This is a genomic window from Streptomyces sp. NPDC001744 (genome assembly GCF_042892575.1).
Classification (GTDB): Bacteria; Actinomycetota; Actinomycetes; order Streptomycetales; family Streptomycetaceae; genus Streptomyces.
In genome coordinates, this window is sequence record NZ_JBIAUG010000003.1 from 85195 (window position 1) to 105707 (window position 20513).

The following is a 20513-nucleotide window of genomic DNA, read 5'->3' on the forward strand; positions in this document are numbered from 1 at the left end:
CGGCGCCGCTTTCCGGAGACCGCCTAGTACGGCTCCGCGAGGACGCGGGCGGCGCCGGGGATGCCGGTCTTCAGGAGTTCGTCCTCCTCGGGCGTCGTGGGCGCGCCCGTCTCCTGCCTGAGGACGGCGCGCGACAGGGCCTGCACCCACAGGGCGCGGGGGCGGCGCCGGGCCTCCCAGGACTCCAGGGCTTCCGGCACCGAGGCGGCCGCGTCCAGGGCCCCGGCGAGGACGAGCGCGTCCTCGACGGCCATCGCCGCGCCCTGCGCGAGGTGCGGGGTGGAGGCGTGGGCCGCGTCGCCGGCCAGCACCACCCGGCCCGCGTGCCACGGTCCCCCGACCGTCACCTGGGAGATCCGGGAGTACACCACGGCCGAGGGGTCGGTGACGGCGGCGAGTGCCTCGGCGACGGGTCCGGAGAAGCCGGCCAGCCGCTCCGCCAGTTCCTCGTGGGCGCGCTCCGGGTCCGGCCGGAAGTCCTCGGACTCGGCGAACACGGCGCCCAGGTACATCAGACCGTCCGTCATGGGGGTGAGCAGGGCCTTCGCGTCCCGGCCCGCCGTGGCCATCACCACGCCCCGCACGTCGGGGTGGCGGGGCACGGTGACCCGCCAGTTGGCGAAGCCGGTGTACTCGGGGGCGTACCGGTCGCCGTGGAGGCGGGTGCGCAGCGGGGAGCCGATGCCGTCGAAGCCGACGACCAGGTCCCAGCGGCCGGAGGAGCCGTCGGAGAGCGTCGCGGTGACGCCCGTGCCGTCGTCGTCGAGTCCGATGAGGGTCGTGGCGAAGCGGATCTTCGCGCCCGCGGCGACGGCGGCGTCGCCGAGGATCCCGGCGAGGGCCGGCCGGGGTATGCCGTTGCCCGCGGGCGCCCCGTCCATGCGCGGCTGCGGTATGCGCGCCAGCGGCTTCCCCGAGGGGTCGGCGATCGTCAGGACCTCCCACGCGAACCCCGCCGCGAGGCACTCGTCGAGCACGCCGATCTCCCGCATGACGTGCAGGGCGTTGGTGGGCTGGATGATGCCCACGCCGAGGGCGTCGAACCGGTCGCGCAGTTCGGCCACCTCCACGGTGTGGCCGCGCCGGGCGAGGGCGGTGGCGAGCGTGAGGCCGCCGATGCCTCCGCCGTGGATCAGGACGCGCAGGGGCGATGCCATCTCGGGTGTCTCCAGGGGGTCGTGGGAGGGGAGGGACGGAAGGAGGGGTGCGGGGGGCCGCCGGGCCCCGGATGCCGGATGCCTGTCCCGGGGCGATCGGCGCGGACCCGCCCGGCACGCCTCCGGGCGGTGCCGGGCGGGTCCGCCGTGACGCGCGGACGAGCGAGTCGCGTTCCTCGGAGGAACGGTCCGGTGCCCGCCCGGGTCCCGGGCCGCTTCCACGCGTGCATGATAAGCGCGCGGGACGACGGGACTTGGGCCGTCCGGGCGGGGCCGCGCCGGGTCCCGGCACCGCCGGCGGAAGGGACGGGCGCGCTCCCGGCCGACCCGGCCCGCGAATCTGCCGGGCCGCGCGTCTGCCGGGCCCACGAGGTCGCTGGACACACGAGACCGTCGGAGGTCCGCGCGGCCCGGGACCGGCACGGCGACCCCGGTGCGCGCCCCACGCCTCCCCGCTCCCCGCACCCGGTGACCGGCCCGAACGGGCGCGGCGGGAGTGCGGCCGCCACCGCGGTCGGATTGGCTGGCCGTGGAAGCGGAGAGGCGCCCGCCGCCGCGGGCGCCCGACGACGAGGGAAGGGCACGCCGTGGCACGGACGGACGCGGGGAAGACCACCTCCGACCTGATCGTCGAGCGTCTGCTGGCATGGGGCGTCGACACCTGCTTCGGCATCTGCGGCGACCAGGTCAACGGGTTCTTCGAAGCGCTGCGCACCCACCCGGAGATGAGGTTCGTGCACGTGCGGCACGAGGAGAACGCGGCGCTGGCGTGCGTGGGGTACGCGAAGTTCACCGGGCGGCCCGCCCTGTGCGTGGCGACCGCGGGACCGGGCGCGATCCACCTGCTGAACGGCCTGTACGACGCCCGCGTCGACGGGGCCCCGGTCATCGCCGTCACCGGCCTCGCGTACCACGACACCGTGGGCGCGCACTTCCTCCAGGACGTCCCCTCCGACCGGCTCCTGGAGCAGGCGTGCATGTTCTCGGAGCGGGTGATGGGCCCGGCCCACGCGATCACCGCCACCGACCTGGCGGTGCGCAGCGCGCTGATGAACCGCACCCCGTCCCACCTGGCGATCCCCATCGACGTGCAGTCCTGGACCGCGGACCAGGACACCGTCTCGGACAAGAACGTTCCCGGGCACACCTCGACGGCGGGGCAGCCGTTCGAGGTGATGCCGCCGCCGGAACGGATCACGGCCGCCGCGGAGGTCCTGAACTCCTGCCGCCGGGTGGCGATCTGCGCGGGCGCGGGCGCCCGGGGCTCGGGAGACGTGCTGGAGCGGGTCGCGGACGTCTTGGGAGCGCCGATCGTCAAGGCCGGCCTGGGCAAGGACTGCGTCCCGGACGACAGCCCCTACACCACCGGCGGCATGGGCCTGATCGGCACCCGCGCCTCGCACGAGGCGTTCGAGGACTGCGACGGGTTCCTGATCGTGGGCTCCTCCACCCCGTACTACGACTTCTGGCCCCGGCCCGGTCAGGCGCGCGGGGTGCAGATCGACCTGAACGCCGACCGCATCGGCATGCGCTACCCGGTCGAGGTCGGTCTCGTGGGCCGTGCCGGGGAGGTGCTCCGGGCCCTGCTGCCGCACCTGGAGCGCAAGGACGACCGCGCGTTCCTGGAGCGGGCCCGGAACAGCTACCGGGCGTGGTGGGACCTGATCGGCGAGCAGGCCGCCTCCTCGGGCACCCCGATGCGGCCGCAGGTGGTCACCTGGGAGCTGTCCAAGGCCCTCCCCGACCGCGCGGTGGTCACCGGCGACGCGGGCACCGTCACCGCGTGGGGAGGGCGGCTGCGGCTGCGCGAGGGCATGAACTACTCCTTCTCCGGCACCCTGTGCACCATGGGCGCCGCCCTGCCCTACGCCATCGGAGCGCAGCTCGCGCACCCCGACCGCCCGGTGATCGCCTTCACCGGCGACGGTTCGCTGTCCATGGGCATGGGCGAGCTGGCCACCCTCGCCCAGTACGACCTGCCGGTCAAGGTCGTCGTGCTCCACAACAACTCCCTGGCCCTGGAGGTGTGGGAGCAGACCGCCCTGCTGGGCAACCCCCAGTACGGGTGCGCGCTGCATCCCGTCGACTTCCGGGCCGTGGCGGAGGCGTGCGGTCTGCGCGCCTTCCGCGTCGACGACCCGGCGCGGGTCGGGCAGGTCTTCGCCGAGGCCATGGCCCACGAGGGCCCGTGTCTGGTCGAGGTGATCACCGACCCGTACGAGGCACCGTTCGGCGAAACCCTCAAACCCGTCCACGCGGAGCACATCGCGCGGGCTTTCGGCAAGGGCGAGAAGGCGGCCGCCGCCATGGCGCGCAACCTGCTCCAGGAGCACCGGGTCGCCCTGTCCCCGGCCCTCCAGCAGCACCGGGACGAGCTCGGGCGTTATCTGTGACGGACCGGCGCGCGAGCGGCCGGCGCGGCCCCGGCTGCGGGCTGCCTCGGCCCGGGTGCGGCGCGGGCGGTCGGCGGGGCGGCTCCCGCGCGCCCGGTGTCCCGCACGTTTGTTCCTGAGGTCCGGTGGAAGAGTTGAATCCGACGACCGGTCGGCCGCGTCGCGGCCGGGGCGGCCGGTCCTCCTCGACGCCATGACTCGAACAGGAGCCCCCCGTTGCGCTTCTACGCCCAGACACCCGCACGCCGGAACCGCCAGGCGCTCGCGGACCTGATCGCCGTGGCCCTGATCGCCGCCGCGGTGTGGGCGGCCCTCGCCGTCCGCGAGACGGTCGTGCGGCTGGCCGAACCCGGACGCAAGGTGGAAAGCTCCGGCGACAGCCTCGCCCGGGAGCTCGGGAAGGCGGGCGAAGCGGTGTCGGACGTGCCGCTCGTCGGCGGCGTCCTGAAGAAGCCGCTCCAGTCCGCGGCCGACGCCGGCTCGGGCTTCGCCGACGCGGGGGTGTCGCTCCAGGAGGCCGTCGGCCAGGTCGCCGACGTGGTCACGGCGGTCCTCGTCGTCGTTCCGGTCCTCTTCGTCCTGCTGCTGTGGCTCCCGCCGCGCCTGCTCTGGGTCAGGCGCAGCGGCGCCCTGCGCCGCCTCGCCGCGGTTCCCGGCGGCGACGACCTGCTCGCGCTGCGCGCCCTCACCGGTCCTCCGGGCGTACTCGCCGGGCTGCCGGTCCCGGCCGGCGGGTGGGCCGACGCGTGGCGCCGGGGGGACCGGCAGGCCATCACCGACCTCGGCGCGGCCGCGCTCGCCCACGCCGGACTCCGCCCCTGAGGACCGCCGGGCCGCGTCCGCACGCGGGGCGGAGGCCCCGCCCCGGGTCCGGCGGTCCTCAGGGGCGGCGGCGTCCTCCACGCGGGGGATGATGGGGACGGAAAGACGGCACACGAGGTCAGGAGCTTCCATGGCGAAGCGGGTTCACCAGCCCCGCGAGGACGCGGAGTTCGATTTCGTCCTCGGGATGAGCGAGGTCCCGGTCCTCGCGTACTTCGTCGGGACGTGGCCCAGGGCGATCGAGCCCTGCCGGGCGATGGACCTCGTCATGGGCGGCATCGCCGACGAGTACGCGGGCCGTCTGACGACCGTTCGCACCGACATGACGCGCTGTCCGGCCGCGACCGGGCGGTACGGGATCGCGTCGGCCCCGTCCTACGTCCTCCTGGAGGAGGGGACGGCGGTGGCGCACGGCACGGGGCCCGCCACCGGCGCCGAGATCCGGGAACTCCTGGACGGCCGCCTCTGAGACCGGGCTCCTCCCCCGGGGCGTGCGACGCCTTCCAAAACCCGCTGCCCGGCCGCGACGGACCCGGCCCCGCGCGGGCGGCACGGCGCCGGGAGGACCGGAAAGAACCGTTCCGGCGTACGCCTCGTCCACCCTGGTGATCAAGACCTTCGAGAAGGGGGCCACCATGTCCACGCCCGACCACGGGATCTCCGTCACCCACGCCCTGGAGCCGCACTCCTGGTCCAACGAGGAGACGGCCGCGTACGAGGCCGCGATCGAGGCGGTGAACGGCGCGGTCGGCGCCTACAGCGCCCGTATCGCCGCCGAGGAGGCCAAGCCGCACCCGGATCGGGCGGTCGTCGAGGAGGCACGCGCGGCCCAGGCCCGGCTCGCCCGCGAGCGCGAGGCGCTGCGCTCCGGCGACCGGGAGCAGATCGCCGACGCCCGGCGGCGCTACGCGCGGCTGGCCCGGCAGGTCCGGGGAGGCACCGCGTGATCGACCCGGCCGAAGTCGAGCGCCACCGGTTACCGGAGGCCGAGAACCGGCGGATCTTCCGCGAGCGGATCGTCCCCGACCTCCTGGCGGGACGCGAGCCGCAGCGGACGCCCACCGTGGTCTTCCTGGTCGGCCAGCCCGGCGCCGGCAAGAGCCGGGTGACCGAGACGGTCGCGGCCGTCCTCGACCGGCACGGCGGGTTCGCGGACATCGACAGCGACCTCTACAAGCCCTACCACCCCGCCTACGACGAGCTGATGGCCCGGGACGACACCCTCATGGCCGCCTACACCCGGGCCGACGGCCGGGCGTGGATGGCGCAGGCCGAGGAGTACGTCCGCGCCCACGGACTCCACGCGATCATCCAGGAGACCTCGCAGAACGCGCAGGCCGTGGAGGACAAGATGCGGGCCTACCGGCAGTCCGGCGCCCGGGTCGAGGGCCTGTTCATGGGCGTGCCTAAGGCCCTGAGCGACCAGGGGATCGTCAACCGGTACGTCGAGCAGCTCGCCGACCGGGGACAGGGACGCCTCACCGTCCAGGCCAACGCCGACGAGTCCTTCGCGGGCATCCTCGACCTGGCCGACCGCGTCGACCGCGGCGCCCTGGTCGACCTGGCGAGCGTCTACCGCCGCGGCGAGGGCGAACCCCGCTACACCAACGGCCTCGACGGCTCCGGACGGTGGACCGCGCCCCCGGCCCTGCGCGACGGCATCGAGGCCGAGCGCTCCCGCCCCCTCGCGGCGGCCGAGAGCAAGGGCTTCGTCGACACCCAGCTCCGGCTGCGCGAGGCCACCGGCGGCCTCGGGCCGGAGTGGCCGCAGCGGCTGGCCCGGATCGAGCGGAGCGCGGTACCGATCCTGCGCCCCGCCGACGTCCAGCGCCTCGCGTCCCCGGCGCGCCCCTCCGCCGCGGCCGCCCGGTCCCGCAGCACCACCGCCCGGGGTCCGGACGTGCCGAAGCGCGGCCCCGCCCAGGACCCCGCCTTCCGGCAACAGCCGCAGCCGCACCGGCCCGACGGACCCGGCACCGGACGCGGACGGACCCGATAGCCCCGCCACCGGCGGTCCCGGCCCGGACGGCGGGGACCGCCGCCTTCCGCGCCGTCCCCGGGGCCGGCGGAACGGCCGGTACCGGTGGGGCCGGTCCTGGGCTTTCGGCGGGGGCTCCCGCCCGCCGACCGATGCCGGGCCCGTCGGCCCGGGGGGCGGGCGGGGCCGTTTGTCGGGCACCTGGGGCGAGGCGGGACAAGTCGCCTGTCGTAGAAGCGACATGTCATAAGCGCGACACCGAAAAGGCTGGTGCGGCGATCATGGGGTCCCGAGTCTGGAGCCGCACCGCGTGTCCGTTTCCTTGCCCCCTGGAAAGGTTCCGATGCACATACGGCTTCGCCCTGCCGCCGTTCTGGCGGCAGGGGTACTCATCACCACCCTGGCCCCCGTTCCATTCAGCGCGAGCGCCGCCCCGGCGCCCGCTTCCCCCGGCACGGATTTCATCGGCCGCCCCCAGGTCTCCTCCGTCACGCTCGTGACCGGTGACCGGGTACGCCTGGAGACCTTCCCCGACGGCCGGAAGAACGTCTCCGTCGAGCCGGCCCCGGGCACTCCGGAAGCCGACTTCACCCAGCTGGAGATCGACAAGCAGCTGTACGTGCTGCCCCGCGCCGCGCTCCCGTACGTCTCCTCCGGCAAGCTGGACCGGCAGCTGTTCAACATCACCTCCCTGATCGAGCAGGGGTACGACGACGCCCACAGCTCCGCCATCCCGCTGATCGCCCGCTACACCGGCGGCACGGACCCCGCGGCCAAGGCGGCACCCACCGGTTCGCGCAAGGGCCTGGTCCTCAAGAGCCTGCGCGGCTCGGCGCTGAAGGCGGACAAGAAGCAGGCCGGGCGCTTCTGGAAGGCCATCGACGACGACGCGCTCGCCGGGAACGGCGCGCGGAACGCCCCCAAGGCCTCTTCCCTCAAGAACGCCGCCTTCGAGGGCGGCGTCGAGAAGCTGTGGCTGGACGCGAAGGTCCACGCCTCCCTCGACCGCAGCACCGCGCAGATCGGCGCGCCCGAGGCGTGGCGGGCCGGGTACGACGGGAAGGGCGCGACCGTCGCCGTCCTGGACACCGGCGTCGACGCCACCCACCCCGACCTGGCCGGGAAGCTCGGTGAAGTGCGCAACTTCACCGCCGACCCCACCGCGAACGACGGCCACGGCCACGGCACCCACGTCGCCTCCACCGTCGCGGGCAGCGGCGCCGCCTCGGGCGGCTCGCACAAGGGCGTGGCACCGGGGGCACGGCTGCTGATCGGCAAGGTGCTCCAGGACAACGGCTCCGGCTCGTACTCCGCCATCCTGGGCGGCATGGAATGGGCCGCCCGCTCGGGCGCCGACGTCGTCAGCATGAGCCTGGGCGGCCAGCCCACCGACGGCACGGACCCCCTCAGCCTCACCCTCAACGACCTGAGCGAGGAGACCGGCACCCTCTTCGTCGTCGCGGCGGGCAACGCGGGCGGCGACTACACCGTGGGCGCCCCGGGCGCCGCGGAGAAGGCCCTGACCGTGGGCGCCGTCGACCGCGACGACACGCTGGCCTCCTTCTCCAGCCGCGGCCCGCGCGCCGGGGACAACGGTGCCAAGCCCGACCTCACCGCTCCCGGCGTCGGCATCGTCGCCGCCCGCGCCGCCGGCACCTCTATGGGCCGTCCGGTGGACGCGTCCTACACCGCCGCGTCGGGCACGTCCATGGCGACCCCGCACGTGGCGGGCGCGGCGGCGATCCTGGCCGGGCAGCACCCCGACTGGAACGGCCGGCAGCTCAAGGACGCGTTGATGAGCACGACGCGCACCGCCCCCGACCGGACGGTCTACGAACAGGGCACCGGCCGGGTGGACGTGGCCCGCTCGGTGCGCCAGCGGGTGCGCGCCACCGGCACCACCGGCTTCGGCTCCCTGGAGCCGGACGCGGGCCCGCGGAAGGTGGGCGTCACCTACACCAACGACGGCGACGCGCCCGTCGCGCTCACCCTGGGCGCCACCTTCGACAAGCTCTACGGCTCCCCGGCCCCGGCCGGCGTCCTGGAGTTCCCCGCGCAGGTCACCGTGCCCGCCCACGGCACCGCCGACGTGACCGTGACCCTCGACGCGTCCGCGCTCGCGGAAGGCACCTACGGCGGCCTCCTCACCGCCGCCTCGGCCGACGGGCAGGCCGTCGCGCACACCGTCCTCTCCGCGGCGAGGACCCCGGTCACGCACAAGGTCACGCTGCGCGGCATCGACCGCGACGGAAAGCCGGCCGCGATCTCGCCGCTGATCATGCAGGGTTCGGCGGGCGGCTCCGACGTCTACGAGGAGGTGGCGGCCGGGCAGAGCCTGACGGTGAACATGCCGGAAGGGACGTACTCCCTGCAGGGCCTCATCTCGCAGTACACGGAGGAGAACGCCACCTACAGCATGGTGGTCGACCCCCGCGTGCAGGTGAGCGGAGACATGGACCTGGTGCTCGACGCGCGCAAGGCGGTCCCGGTGGAGATCCGGACCCCCAAGCCGGCCGTGCAGCGGGGCCCGCTGCACTTCCTCACCCACTGGAAGAACGGCGACCACGAGGTCGTCAACTCCTTCCTGAGGGAATTCGGCGGCGGGCAGTCCCTCTACGTCACGCCCACCGAGGAGGCCCCCGAGGGGACGGCCTTCGAGTTCACCTCCCGCTGGCAGCTGGCCGCACCCATGCTCAGCACACGGGCGGTCTCCGGCTCCGCCGCGACCGATGTTCCCGTCCGCCTGCTCCACAACTCCCCCGCCGTGCAGGGCGTGCGGCGCCTGCGGGTGGTCGATGCCGGTCCGGGGCGCCCCGAGGACTACGCGGCGCTGCGCGCACGGGGGACGGACGTCCGCGGTGCCGCGGTGCTCGTGACACTGGAGGGGCCGTTCTACGACGAGGCGGTGGCCGAGGCCGCCCGTGCGGGAGCGGCGGCCGCCGTCATCAGCAGCGCCACCGGTGACATGTACCAGCCCACGCCCTGGCAGCCGGTGAGCACGCGGCTGCCGGCGATCGCGCTGTTCGCCCCCCACGCCGCCGCACAGCGGCTGCGCGCGCAGGGCACCGTCCTGGAGCTGAAGGGCACCCCCGACAGCCCCTACCTCTACGAGGTCCTGCAGGTCTCCGAACAGCGCGTCCCCGAGCGCGTGGTCCACCGGGTGGGTCCGGAGAACACGGCCACCGTGGTCTCGCGCTACCCGGACACGGGCGGAGCGAGCTACGCCGCGGAGAACCGTCTCGCCTACCGCCCGTGGCAGAGCATCGGCGTCCCCGTGCTGTCCCGGTACGTCCGCACCGGGCAGGCACGGACGGAGTACCTGAGCGGTCCCGCCGACACCCGGTGGCTGCACTGGGTCAACCCCCGCAACACCTGGGCGTTCCAGGCCGTGGGGACCGGCATGCTCGGCAGCCTGCGCACCTACAGGGCCGGTGAGCACACCACGGAGAGCTGGTACGCCCCCGTGGTGCGCCCGGCGATCCCCCGGGGCGTCGAAGGGCTCGCCCACCGCAAGGGCGACCAGCTGAACATCGGCATACCGGAGTTCGCCGACAGCGCGTCCGACCACCACGGCTTCGCCCTGCCCCGCGAGAACGAGGCCACCCCCTACCCCGACGAGACCCGCGCCGTGCTGCGCCGCGACGGCCAGGTCCTCGCCGAGGGCTCCCGGGCCTGGGGCCTCTTCCCCGCCGGCGGGGACGACGGCCGCTACCAACTGGACCTGGACGTGAAGCGCACCGGCCCCGAGGGCACCCTCTCGCGGGCCACCAGCACCCGCTGGTCCTTCACCGCTCCCCGTCCGGCCGAGGGCAAGGAGGCCCCGCTCCCCCTCCTCCAGCTCGACTACGACGTGGCGACCGACCTCCGGGGCGCCGCCCCCGGCCCCGGGTCCTTCGCCTTCGGAGTGAGCGCCCGCCACCAGGACGGCCTGACGGGCCGTTCCGTGAAGGGCGTGGAGGTGTCCGTCTCGTACGACGACGGCGGGCACTGGCAGGCGGCGAGGACGTCCCGCCGGGGTGACGGCGCCTACCGCGTCCAGGTCGTCCACCCCCCGACCGCCCGCACCAGCGGGTACGTCACGCTGCGGGTCCGCGCCTGGGACGACGCGGGCAACGAGGTGACGCAGGAGATCCAGCGGGCGTACGCGCTGAGGTAGTACGCCGGATCCGGAAGCCGCGGCCGTTCCCCGGTCGCGGCTTCCGTGCGTCCCGCGGCCGACGTCACGCAGATCGCACGGCATACCCGCGTTTGCCGTTATAGCGCGCATGCAATTATTGTGAGGGCATGCAAAAGGATCGTTCAAGCAATTCCGGAAGCGGGCGGGCCACGTCGCTCGCGCTCCTCGCCCTCGCGGTCGGGGCCTTCGGCATCGGCACGACCGAGTTCGTGATCATGGGTCTGCTGCCGGGGATCGCCGCCGACTACGGCGTCTCCATCCCCACCGCGGGCCTCCTCGTCACCGGTTACGCGCTCGGTGTCGTCGTCGGCGCGCCACTGCTGACCGCGCTCGGCAACAAGGTGAGCCGCAAGCGGATGCTCATGCTGCTGATGGGCCTCTTCGTGGCCGGCAACGCGCTCTCCGCCCTCGCCCCGAGCTTCGGGGTGATGCTGACCGGCCGCGTGATCGCCTCCCTCGCCCACGGCTCGTTCTTCGGCATCGGGTCCGTCGTCGCCGCGGGCCTCGTCGCCCCGGACAAGAAGGCCGGCGCCATCGCCACCGTGTTCACGGGCCTGACGGTCGCCAACGTCGTCGGCGTCCCGCTCGGCACCTTCGTCGGACAGACGATCGGCTGGCGCGCCACCTTCGCGCTCGTCGCCGCGCTCGGCGTGGCCGGCCTGCTCGGCATCCTCAAGCTCGTACCCGCCCTGCCCCGCCCCGAGGGCGTCCGGCTGCGCGGGGAGCTGACGGCGTTCCGCAACCCGCAGGTGCTGCTCGCGATGGCGATGACCGTCCTCGGCTTCGGCGGGGTCTTCGCCGCGATCACCTACATCGCGCCGATGATGACCGGGGTCGCCGGCTACTCCGACGGCGCGGTCACCTGGCTGCTCGTCCTCTTCGGCGTCGGCATGTTCCTCGGCAACCTGCTCGGCGGCCGGTACGCGGACCGCGCGCCCATGCCCCTCCTCCACACCACCCTCGGGGGGCTCGCGGTCGTCCTCGCGCTGTTCACCGTGACCGCCCACCACAAGGTCCTCGCCGCGATCACCGTCCTCCTCGTCGGGGCGCTCGGCTTCGCCACGGTGCCGCCGCTGCAGAAGCGCGTCCTCGACCAGGCGCACGGCGCGCCCACCCTGGCCTCCGCCGTCAACATCGGCGCCTTCAACCTCGGCAACGCGCTCGCCGCCTGGCTCGGCGGCCTCGTCATCGCCGCCGGCTTCGGCTACACCGCCCCGAACTGGGTCGGCGCCGTCCTCGCCACCGGCGCCCTCGGCCTCGCCCTCTGGTCCGCCGCGCTGGAGCGCCGGGCGCCCGCGGCCGGCGCGGCGGCGGCCGAGGAGCATGTACTCGTGGGCCGCTGACGCCCTTCCCGCCGCGCCCTGTCTCAGCCGGCCGCCACGGAGGCGAAGGGGCTGGTGCCGAGCCGGGCGAGGAGGTCGGCCGGGCCCTCGTAGACGGCGGCGGCGCCCGCCCCGGTGAGGTCGGCCTCCGGGATGCCGCCGCACAGCACTCCGGCGACCACCACTCCGGCGCGGCGCGCGGCCTTCATGTCCCAGACGCTGTCCCCGACGAACACCGCCCGCCCGGCCGGCACGTCCACCAGGGAGAGGGCGTGCTCGACGGGATCGGGGGCGGGCTTGCCCTCGTCCACGTCGTCGGAGGTGGCCGTGTCCGTGATGGCGTCGTCCGCGTCGATCGCCCGGCGCAGCGCCGCCAGCTCGCGGCTCTTGGCCGAGGTCACCAGGACCACCTTCCAGCCGTCGCCCGCGAGCTTCCGCAGCAGGTCGGCGGCGCCGTCGAAGGCCTGGAGCCGTTCGAAGTACGTCCCGTAGAGGACGTCGTGCGCGGTGCTGAGGTCCTCGTCGCCCGACCGGTCGCGCTCCTGCCCGAGCAGATGGTCGAGGAGCCGCCCGCCCGGCAGGCCGATGGCCCGGTGCACGGCGTGCGTGGTCACCCGGTGACCGCTCTGGCGGAGCGCTTCCCACCAGGCGACGGCGTGCAGGTGGTTGGTGTCGGCAAGGGTGCCGTCGACGTCGAAGAGCGCTGCGCGGTCGCGGTCCATGGTCGGTTCTCCTCACGGGGCACGGAGCGGCGCGGAGTACGGGGTACGGGCGCGCGGGGTACAGGTCGGAGGCGTCCGGCGGACGCCACGGGCACCCGGCGGCTACCCGGAACGGTCCCGTTCAGTCGTCCGGTCCGGTCCCAGGATTCTCGGGCCCCGTCGGCGCGTCGGCGCGCCTTCCCGGGCCGGCACCACGGAGCATCGCGGTGCGAAGCCGTCGGGGCGGGTAGGCGGCGCAAGATCGCGTCCGGTCCGGGACGCGTCCCCCGCACACCGGAGGAGGAGTACGTCATGCCCCACCGCTCCGTTCCGCTCGCCGCGCTGCGCGCCTCGCGCCCGTGGCAGTGGTGGGAGCGCCAGCGGCGGGACCCCTTCGTGGTCCAGACCCTGCGTTCCACCGTGGCGGCGACGATCTCGTACGTCGTCGCCCTCCACCTCAGTTCCGAACCGGCCCCGCTGACCGCTCCGCTGACGGCGCTGCTCGTGGTGCAGGTGACGCTGTACTCGACGCTCGTGATGAGTCTGCGGCGGGTGAACGCCGTCGTGGTCGGCGTCCTCATCGCCATCGCGTTCAGCGTGCTCGTCGGCCTGACGTGGTGGAGCCTCGCGCTGATCATCCTGGCGGCGCTGGTGGTGGGACGGATCGTCCGGGCGGAGGAGTTCCTCGTCGAGGTGGCGATCAGCGCGATGCTGGTCCTCGGGGTCACCCAGGTCGCCGACACCGCCTGGGACCGCGTCCTGGAGACCCTGATCGGCGCGGTCGTCGGCATGCTGTTCAACGTGGTGCTGGTGCCGCCGGTCTGGGTGGACACCGCCGGGGAGTCGATCGTGGACCTGGCCCGGCGGATGCGGCAGCTCCTCCTCGGCATCGGCGAGGAGCTGACGGACCCGGACGTGCCCGCCGAGCCCGACCCGCTCGCCGACCCGGACGCGCCGTCGTCCGTGGACCTGGCGGCGGCCCGGCTCTACGAGGCGCGGCGTCTGGACAACGACGTCGCCGACGTGGACGCGGCCCTGCGGCAGGCGGAGGACAGCCTGCGCCTGAACCCGCGCGTGAAGGAGGGGGTGCTGCACCGGATCGTGCTGCGGACGGGGCTTGACACCCTGGAGATCTCCGCCGTGGTGCTGCGCGTGCTCACCCGTACCCTGACGGACCTGGCCCGCGAGCGGAACGGAGCGGTGCTCTTCCGCCGGGAGACGGCCCTCTCCCTCCAGGAGACGGTGCGGTACCTCGGGGACACCCTCGTCAGCTTCGCGGTCCTCGTCACCTCGCACTCCAGTTCCGGCGCGGAGACGGCGGAGCACCGGCTCGCCGAGGAGCTCGACGCGGCCCGTGCCGCCCGTGACCACGCCGCCGGGCTCCTGAAGGCGGACGCGGTCGGCGATCCGGAGCGCTGGCAGCTGTACGGGGCGCTGCTGACCGAGATCGACCGCGTCCTGAACGAACTCGATCCGGACCATCGCGGTCGCCGGCTCATGGAGGAACTGGACCGGCACACGCGCGAGCGCCAGGAGCGCCGTCAGAAGGTCGTCTCCCTCGCGGCACGCGCGCGCCGCCCGTCCTGACCGCCCCGGCCGTCCGTACCGGCCTCCGGGGGAACGGGACGGACGGGGCGCAGGGCCCCGTCCGCGCGCAGGTCGGCGAGGGTGGGATAACCGTCGACGGCCATGATCAGGTCGGCCTCGGCGAGGAGCGAGCGCAGGACGTGGACGACGCCGTCCGTACCGCCGAGGGCGAGTCCGTACGCGTACGGGCGGCCGACGCCGACCGCCGTGGCGCCGAGGGCGAGGGCCTTGACGACGTCGGCCCCGGTGCGGACGCCGGAGTCGAAGAGGACCGGCAGGCCGTCGGCGGCGGCGACCACCCCGGGCAGGGCGTCGAGGGCGGGCAGCCCGCCGTCGGCCTGGCGTCCGCCGTGGTTGGAGCAGTAGACGCCGTCGATCCCGCCGTCCCTGGCCCGGCGGACGTCCTCGGGGTGGCAGAGTCCCTTGAGGAGGAGCGGCAGGTCGGTGAGGGAGCGCAGCCACGCGAGGTCGTCCCAGACGAGCGGTTTGCCGAAGACGCCCGCCCACTCCATGACGGCGGCGCGCGGGTCCTCCTCGGGGGGCTTGGCGAGGCGGGCGCGGAAGACCGGGTCGGAGGTGTAGTTGGCCAGGCAGTGTCCGCGGAGCTGGGGGAAGTTCCCGGTGGCGAGGTCGCGCGGGCGCCAGCCGGTGACCCAGGTGTCGAGCGTGACGACGATGCCCCGGAAGCCGGCCGCCTCGGCGCGGTGCACCAGGCTCTCCGCGAGGGCCCGGTCGGTGGGCGTGTAGAGCTGGAAGAGACCGGGGGTGCCGCCCAGTTCGGCGGCGACCTCCTCCAGGGGGTCGACGGTGAGCGTGGAGGCGATCATCGGTACGCCGGTACGGGCGGCGGCGCGGGCGGTCGCCAGGTCGCCGTGCCCGTCCTGGGCGCAGAGTCCTATGACGCCGACGGGCGCCATGAACAGCGGCGAGGGCAGCTTCGTGCCGAAGAGGTCGACCGAGAGGTCGCGCCGGTCGGCGCCGGCCATCATGCGCGGGACGAGGCCCCACGCCCGGAAGGCATCGGTGTTGGCCCGTTGGGTGTGCTCGTCGCCCGCGCCGCCCGCCACGTAGGACCACAGCGAGGGCGGCAGCGCGGCCCGCGCCCTCTCCTCCAGCTCGGCGGAGGACACGGGGAACCGGGGGACGACGCCGAAGAGCCCCTCGAAGTAGATCTCGTTCTGGTAGTCGCCGAAGTGCGGGGGCATGTCCGTCCCTTCCCGTCCCCGGGGCGCTCGGACCGCCCCGGTGGTGCCCCCACTGTGCCCGTCGGGAGCGCGCGTGACCACGGGGCGGTCGGGCTCCGGCCCCTCCCCCGGCCCCTCCCCGGCCGCGGAAGCGGTTCCGCGCCACGCGGCCCGCGGTCCGGCGGGCCGGTGCGCGGGGGCGGTTCGCGGAAACGTGATGATGGAGGGATGACACGGACTTTCGAAGAACTCGTCGCGGAGGCCGCCGGGGCGCCGGTGGACGGCTGGGACTTCTCCTGGCTCGACGGGCGGGCGACCGAGCAGCGCCCTTCCTGGGGCTACCACCGGCTCCTCGCCGACCGGCTCGCGAGGGCCTCGGCGGCGCTCGACGTCCAGACCGGCGGCGGTGAGGTCCTGGCCGGTGTGCCGGTGCTTCCGCCGACGACGGCCGCCACCGAGTCGTGGCCCCCGAACGTCGCCAGGGCCACCGAACTCCTCCACCCGCGCGGGGTGGTGCTCGTCGCCGACCCCGACGAACCGCCGCTGCCCTTCGGCGACGCCGCCTTCGACCTGGTGACCAGCCGGCACCCGGCCACCGTGTGGTGGTCGGAGATCGCCCGTGTCCTGCGGCCGGGCGGCACCTACTTCGCCCAGCACGTCGGACCCGCCAGCGTCTGGGAGGTGGTGGAGTACTTCCTCGGGCCGCAGCCGGAGGCGGCCCGGGAACGCCACCCCGACGACGAGGCCGCGGCGGCCCGGGCGGCCGGTCTCGACGTCGTGGACCTGCGCGCCGAACGGCTGCGGATGGAGTTCCACGACATCGGCGCGGTCGTCTGGTTCCTGCGCAAGGTCGTCTGGATCGTCCCGGGGTTCACGGTCGGGGCCCACCTGGACCGGCTGCGGGAGCTCGACGCGCTGATCCGCGCGGAGGGGCCGTTCGTCGCCCATTCCGCGCGGACCCTGATCGAGGCCCGGAAGCCCGCCGGGGCCGCGGGGTCCCCGGACGGCCCGGTGCCGCGCGCCGGCCGGTGACGGGGGCCCGGCCGCCGGGCCGGCGCGCGGCGTCCCGGGCGGGCCTCGGGTGGGGCGGTCGCCGCTCGCCCGGCGGGAACCGGGGCCGGTTCAGCCGTTGGGGTCGAAGGCGATCCCGGCCGGCAGGGCCTTGGCGAGGTGGGCGGCGAAACTGCCGTCCTTGAGGCCGAAGTGCGCGCTGCCGAAGTCGGCCGAGACGAGCTTCTCGCGGATTCCGGCGGGGTAGCCGTTCCAGCCGACCAGGGCCGGGAACTGCCAGGTGCCCCGGTGGTTCTCGGGCGGTTCGTCGTTGGTGTTGGCGGGGCGGAAGCAGTGGGTGCCGATGCCGTCCTTGTGGTAGACGACCTTGGGGTGGTCGCCGTCCCAGCGGATCCGGTCGCGGCCGTAGGTGCGGAAGTCGCCGTGGGCGGAGGTGGAGACGTACTCCGCCCGGCCGTTGCTCACCCACACCACGACGTGCTCCCAGTCGTGCCGGTGGCCGCCGAGGCCGCTGCCGGCCACCGCCTGGTCCTTCTCGAAGTAGAGGCCGTAGAGGATCGCGCACCAGCCGTTGTTGCACTTCGCGCGCGCGTAGGCGTTGGTGGAGGCGAGGTCGGAGGCGTCGCGGCACTGACCGTTGAGGGCGCCCGACGGGTTGAGACCGCCGTTGAGCGTGCCGTCCGGTCCGATGGCGGGGGTGGGGTAGCAGCCGTCCGTGTCGTAGTCGAAGGCCGGCTGGAACGACCGTTCGAGGGCGTCGGCGGCGGAGGGCAGCGCGGGAGGCGGTGCGGCGAGCGCGCTGCCCGGCAGGGCGACGAGCAGCGTGAGGGCGCCGGCGAGGGCGAGGGCGCTCCGGGCGGCGTACGCGGATGTCTTCACTGCGTCCCCTTGGGTCGGGCGGGCGTCGTCGTGCGGTACGCGCCATCGTGGCATGCCCATGTCACCATGGGGAGACGTGTGCGCCTCCGGACGGCGAACGCCGTACGGACGGAGGGCGCCCCGGCGCCGAAGACGTCCCCGCCCGGAGCCGCGCGCCCCGGAACCCCTCAGTCCAGGGCGGCCGCCACCAGGCGGCGGACCTCGTCGGCGGTCACGGTCCCGCCGTTGACCAGGCGGTCGAAGACCAGGCCGTCGACGCAGACGAGCAGGGTGACGGTCCGTTCGCGGGCGTCCGGGAGGCCGCGCGCGGCCAGGAAGTCCCGGACCGACCGCAGGGCCGGGTTCTCGCGGGGCACGAGGATCTCCCGCAGTTCGGGATGGCGCACGCCTTCGAGGGCGCACGCGTAGCGCGCGAGGGAGCGGCGGCGGCCCTCGCCCGTGAGCCGTCCGCCCGCGAAGGCGGTGAGTCCGGCGACGAGTTGCTCGGCGTCGCGCGGGGTGCCGTACCGCTCCCCCGCCTCCCGGATCTCCGCCTGGTCGCGCTCGACCAGGCGCCGCACGAGCGCGGTCAGCAGGGAGTGGCGGGTGCGGTGGTACGCGGAGGTGGTGCCGTCCGGCAGTCCGGCGGCCCGGTCCACCGCGCGGTGGGTGAGCCCCCGCACCCCGTGTTCGGCGAGGACGTCGATGGCGGTGTCGGCGAGGAGGGTGCGTCGGGTGGCGGCCATCCCCCTTTTCTACACCCGCAGAAGAAGGGCGTACGATCTTCTACACCTGTAGAGGATCTGGAGAGGGGGCCCGGGTGAACGGGAACGCCGTGGTGGTCGGCGGAGGGATCGGGGGGCTCGCCGCCGCGATCGGACTGCGGCTCGCCGGGTGGGAAGTGACCGTCCTCGAACGCGCCGCCGCCCTCGGCGACGCCGGCGCGGGCATCTCCCTGCACGCCAACGGCATCCGCGCCCTGGACGCCCTCGGGGTCGGCGCGGCGGTGCGCGGGGCCGCCCGGCCCCAGTACACCGGGGGCACCCGCACGCCGGACGGCAAATGGCTGGCCCGGATGGACGGAGCCGCCCTGGAGCGGGCGCTCGGCACGCCGATCGTCGGCATCCCGCGCGCCGCGCTGCACCGCCTGCTGCGCGCCGCGCTGCCCGCCGGGTGCCTGGTCACCGGGGCGGAGGCGACCTCCCTCGTCCGCACGGGTCCCGGCCGGGCGGGCGTGGCCACCGGGGACGGCACCCGGGAGGCGGACCTGGTCGTGGCGGCCGACGGCGTGAACAGCGCGCTCCGCGCACACCTCTTCCCCGGCCACCCGGGCCCCGCCTACAGCGGAGCCACCGTGCTGCGCGCCGTCACGGACGGGGAGCTCCCCCTGGACTCCGACTTCGAGCTGACGTGGGGCAGGGGCGCCGAGTTCGGGCACATCGTCTTCGCCGACGGGCGGGCGGAGTGGCACGCCGTCCTCAACTCCCCGCCGGGGGTGCGCCATCCGGACCCCCTGGCCGTACTGCGCCACCGCTTCCGGGACTGGCACGCGCCGGTCCCGGCGCTGCTCGCCGCGACCCGTCCGGACGCCGTGCTGCACCACGACATCCACGAACTCGTCACCCCCCTGCCGTCGTTCGCCTCCGGACGCGTCGTCCTCCTCGGCGACGCGGCCCACGCCATGACCCCGAACCTGGGGCAGGGCGCCTGCCAGGCCCTGGAGGACGCGGTGACCCTGGCCGCCGCGCTCGCCGCCGGACCCACCGTGGACGCCGCGCTGCTCCGGTACGACGCCGAACGGCGTCCGCGCAGCCAGGCCGTCGCCCGCGCGGCCCGCCGGGCCGGCCGGATGGGACAGGGGCTCTCCCACCCCCTCGCGGTCCCCCTGCGCAACGCGGCCCTCCGGGCGGCCCCGTCCCGCGCCGCCCTGCGCGCCGTCCTGCGGCACGCCGACTGGAGGCCCCCGGGCCCGGTCCGGCCGGGCGGCGGGGAGAGGGTGCGGTGACGGCCCCACAGGGGCTAGACGAGACGTTTCGTCTCGCTTAAGGTGATCCCCATGACCACCACCTCCCCCGCGCACATCGCCATGTTCTCCATCGCCGCCCACGGCCACGTGAACCCGAGCCTGGAGGTCGTCCGCGAACTCGTCGCCCGGGGCCACCGCGTCAGTTACGCCGTCCCCGCGTCCTTCGCCGAGAAGGTCGCGGCGACCGGCGCCACGCCCGTCGTGCACACCTCGGTCCTGCCGACCGACGAGGACCCGGACGCCTGGGGCACGGAGCCGATCGACCACCTCGAACCGTTCCTGGCCGACGCCGTGCAGACGCTCCCGCAGCTCGCGAAGGCGTTCGAAGGGGACCGGCCCGACCTCGTGCTCCACGACGTCGCGTCGTACCCGGCGCCCGTCCTCGCCCACGTCTGGGGCGTCCCCGCCGTCTCCCTCTGGTCCCACCTGGTGCCGTGGGAGGGCTACGAGGAGGAGGTCGCCGAACCGATGTACGCCGGACTGATGGCGTCGCCCCGCGGCAGGGCGTACTACGCGAGGTTCGGGGCATGGCTCGCCGAGCACGGCATCGACACCCACCCCGACCGCTTCGTCGCCCGCCCGCGCCGCGCGATCGTCCTCGTCCCGCGCGCCCTCCAGCCGCACGCCGACCGGGTCGACGAGAACGTGTACACGTTCGTCGGCGCCTGCCAGGGCGAGCGCGCCGACCAGGGCGAGTGGCACCGGCCGGCCGGTGCGGAGAGGGTGCTCCTGGTCTCCCTTGGCTCCGCCCTCACCAAGCAGCCCGGCTTCTACCGGGCGTGCGTCGAGGCGTTCGGCGGCCTTCCGGGCTGGCACGTCGTCCTGCAGATCGGGAAGTTCGTCGACCCGGAGGAGCTGGGCGTCCTGCCCGGCAACGTCGAGGCGCACTCCTGGGTGCCCCAGCTGGCGATCCTGCGGCAGGCCGACGCCTTCGTCACCCACGCGGGCGCGGGCGGCAGCCAGGAGGGCCTGGCCACCGCCACCCCCATGGTGGCCGTGCCCCTGGCCACCGATCAGTTCGGGAACGCCGACGTGCTCGCCTCCCTGGGCGTGGCGCGGCACCTGCCGATGGAGGAGGTGACTCCCCGACGGCTGCGGGAGGCCGTGCTCTCGCTCGTGGACGATCCCGGCGTGGCCCGCCGCGCCCGTGAGATCCAGGATTCCATGGCCCGCGAGGGCGGCGCGCGCCGCGCCGCCGACCTGGTCGAGGCCGAACTGGGCTGAACCCCGCCCGCCGACGGGCCCCGCCCCTTCCCGCGCGGAAAGCGCGGAAAGGGGCGGGGCGGCGGGCCGCGGG

General features: G+C 74.8%; 16 protein-coding genes. 11 read left to right on the forward strand and 5 right to left on the reverse strand.

The annotated features are described in order from the left end of the window. Positions 1-23: 23 nt before the first annotated feature. A complete protein-coding gene (locus ACFYZY_RS04810) occupies positions 24-1157 on the reverse strand; it encodes an FAD-dependent monooxygenase (protein WP_388689516.1) in 1134 nt (377 codons plus the stop codon). 587 nt (positions 1158-1744) lie between these two features. Between ACFYZY_RS04810 and ACFYZY_RS04815 the strand changes: the two genes are divergently transcribed. The 7 genes from ACFYZY_RS04815 to ACFYZY_RS04845 all read left to right on the forward strand — a co-directional run bounded on the left by ACFYZY_RS04815 (position 1745) and on the right by ACFYZY_RS04845 (position 11870). Beyond that, the gene (locus ACFYZY_RS04815; RefSeq protein WP_388689518.1) at positions 1745-3550 is read left to right on the forward strand and encodes a thiamine pyrophosphate-dependent enzyme; all 1806 of its coding nucleotides are present in this window, start codon (positions 1745-1747) and stop codon (positions 3548-3550) included. A gap of 216 nt (positions 3551-3766) precedes the next feature. Further along, positions 3767-4372 carry a hypothetical protein gene (locus tag ACFYZY_RS04820; RefSeq protein WP_388689520.1) on the forward strand — a complete coding sequence of 202 codons (606 nt, stop codon included), beginning with the start codon at positions 3767-3769 and terminating at the stop codon, positions 4370-4372. Between the two features lie 130 nt (positions 4373-4502). Next, positions 4503-4841, forward strand: coding sequence for a thioredoxin family protein (locus ACFYZY_RS04825; protein WP_388689522.1), 339 nt, complete (start codon positions 4503-4505; stop codon positions 4839-4841). Between the two features lie 166 nt (positions 4842-5007). After that, positions 5008-5319, forward strand: coding sequence for a hypothetical protein (locus ACFYZY_RS04830; protein WP_388689524.1), 312 nt, complete (start codon positions 5008-5010; stop codon positions 5317-5319). Then, on the forward strand, positions 5316-6371 hold the full coding sequence (locus tag ACFYZY_RS04835) for a zeta toxin family protein (RefSeq protein WP_388689526.1): 1056 nt from the start codon (positions 5316-5318) through the stop codon (positions 6369-6371). The genes ACFYZY_RS04830 and ACFYZY_RS04835 overlap by 4 nt, the downstream gene beginning before the upstream one ends. A gap of 322 nt (positions 6372-6693) precedes the next feature. Then, on the forward strand, positions 6694-10506 hold the full coding sequence (locus tag ACFYZY_RS04840) for a S8 family serine peptidase (RefSeq protein WP_388689528.1): 3813 nt from the start codon (positions 6694-6696) through the stop codon (positions 10504-10506). 128 nt (positions 10507-10634) lie between these two features. Next, positions 10635-11870, forward strand: a complete 1236-nt coding sequence (locus ACFYZY_RS04845; RefSeq protein WP_388689530.1) for an MFS transporter — start codon at positions 10635-10637, stop codon at positions 11868-11870. Positions 11871-11893: 23 nt separating this feature from the next. Here the strand turns inward: ACFYZY_RS04845 and ACFYZY_RS04850 are convergent, their stop codons facing one another. Then, positions 11894-12571, reverse strand: coding sequence for an HAD family hydrolase (locus ACFYZY_RS04850; RefSeq protein WP_388689532.1), 678 nt, complete (start codon positions 12569-12571; stop codon positions 11894-11896). 291 nt (positions 12572-12862) lie between these two features. Between ACFYZY_RS04850 and ACFYZY_RS04855 the strand changes: the two genes are divergently transcribed. Further along, positions 12863-14137, forward strand: coding sequence for an aromatic acid exporter family protein (locus ACFYZY_RS04855; RefSeq protein WP_388689534.1), 1275 nt, complete (start codon positions 12863-12865; stop codon positions 14135-14137). On the opposite strand, the gene ACFYZY_RS04860 is transcribed toward ACFYZY_RS04855, so the two are convergent. Continuing rightward, complete coding sequence (locus tag ACFYZY_RS04860; RefSeq protein ID WP_388689536.1) at positions 14092-15342, reverse strand: alpha-hydroxy-acid oxidizing protein; 1251 nt, start codon at positions 15340-15342, stop codon at positions 14092-14094. The two genes, ACFYZY_RS04855 and ACFYZY_RS04860, sit on opposite strands and share 46 nt — an antisense overlap. Before the next feature lie 207 nt (positions 15343-15549). On the opposite strand from ACFYZY_RS04860, the gene ACFYZY_RS04865 reads away from it, so the two are divergent. Beyond that, positions 15550-16353, forward strand: coding sequence for a class I SAM-dependent methyltransferase (locus ACFYZY_RS04865; RefSeq protein WP_388689538.1), 804 nt, complete (start codon positions 15550-15552; stop codon positions 16351-16353). Positions 16354-16443: 90 nt separating this feature from the next. Here the strand turns inward: ACFYZY_RS04865 and ACFYZY_RS04870 are convergent, their stop codons facing one another. Beyond that, complete coding sequence (locus tag ACFYZY_RS04870; RefSeq protein ID WP_388689540.1) at positions 16444-17265, reverse strand: NPP1 family protein; 822 nt, start codon at positions 17263-17265, stop codon at positions 16444-16446. Between the two features lie 113 nt (positions 17266-17378). Beyond that, the gene (locus tag ACFYZY_RS04875; protein WP_388689542.1) at positions 17379-17936 is read right to left on the reverse strand and encodes a TetR/AcrR family transcriptional regulator; all 558 of its coding nucleotides are present in this window, start codon (positions 17934-17936) and stop codon (positions 17379-17381) included. 74 nt (positions 17937-18010) lie between these two features. Here ACFYZY_RS04875 and ACFYZY_RS04880 point away from each other — a divergent pair, with 74 nt between their 5' ends. Further along, positions 18011-19195 carry an FAD-dependent monooxygenase gene (locus ACFYZY_RS04880; RefSeq protein ID WP_388689544.1) on the forward strand — a complete coding sequence of 395 codons (1185 nt, stop codon included), beginning with the start codon at positions 18011-18013 and terminating at the stop codon, positions 19193-19195. Between the two features lie 51 nt (positions 19196-19246). Then, positions 19247-20440, forward strand: coding sequence for a macrolide-inactivating glycosyltransferase (gene mgt, locus ACFYZY_RS04885; RefSeq protein WP_388689546.1), 1194 nt, complete (start codon positions 19247-19249; stop codon positions 20438-20440). Positions 20441-20513 lie beyond the last annotated feature (73 nt).

What these genes read in the sequence shown, in the direction of transcription:
- ACFYZY_RS04810 (WP_388689516.1), bottom strand. Translation starts at nt 1,157, where the DNA reads ATGGCATCGCCCCTGCGCGTCCTGATCCACGGCGGAGGCATCGGCGGC.
- ACFYZY_RS04825 (WP_388689522.1), top strand. Translation starts at nt 4,503, where the DNA reads ATGGCGAAGCGGGTTCACCAGCCCCGCGAGGACGCGGAGTTCGATTTC.
- ACFYZY_RS04830 (WP_388689524.1), top strand. Translation starts at nt 5,008, where the DNA reads ATGTCCACGCCCGACCACGGGATCTCCGTCACCCACGCCCTGGAGCCG.
- ACFYZY_RS04840 (WP_388689528.1), top strand. Translation starts at nt 6,694, where the DNA reads ATGCACATACGGCTTCGCCCTGCCGCCGTTCTGGCGGCAGGGGTACTC.
- ACFYZY_RS04845 (WP_388689530.1), top strand. Translation starts at nt 10,635, where the DNA reads ATGCAAAAGGATCGTTCAAGCAATTCCGGAAGCGGGCGGGCCACGTCG.
- ACFYZY_RS04850 (WP_388689532.1), bottom strand. Translation starts at nt 12,571, where the DNA reads ATGGACCGCGACCGCGCAGCGCTCTTCGACGTCGACGGCACCCTTGCC.
- ACFYZY_RS04855 (WP_388689534.1), top strand. Translation starts at nt 12,863, where the DNA reads ATGCCCCACCGCTCCGTTCCGCTCGCCGCGCTGCGCGCCTCGCGCCCG.
- ACFYZY_RS04860 (WP_388689536.1), bottom strand. Translation starts at nt 15,342, where the DNA reads ATGCCCCCGCACTTCGGCGACTACCAGAACGAGATCTACTTCGAGGGG.
- ACFYZY_RS04865 (WP_388689538.1), top strand. Translation starts at nt 15,550, where the DNA reads ATGACACGGACTTTCGAAGAACTCGTCGCGGAGGCCGCCGGGGCGCCG.
- ACFYZY_RS04870 (WP_388689540.1), bottom strand. Translation starts at nt 17,265, where the DNA reads ATGCCACGATGGCGCGTACCGCACGACGACGCCCGCCCGACCCAAGGG.
- ACFYZY_RS04875 (WP_388689542.1), bottom strand. Translation starts at nt 17,936, where the DNA reads ATGGCCGCCACCCGACGCACCCTCCTCGCCGACACCGCCATCGACGTC.
- mgt (WP_388689546.1), top strand. Translation starts at nt 19,247, where the DNA reads ATGACCACCACCTCCCCCGCGCACATCGCCATGTTCTCCATCGCCGCC.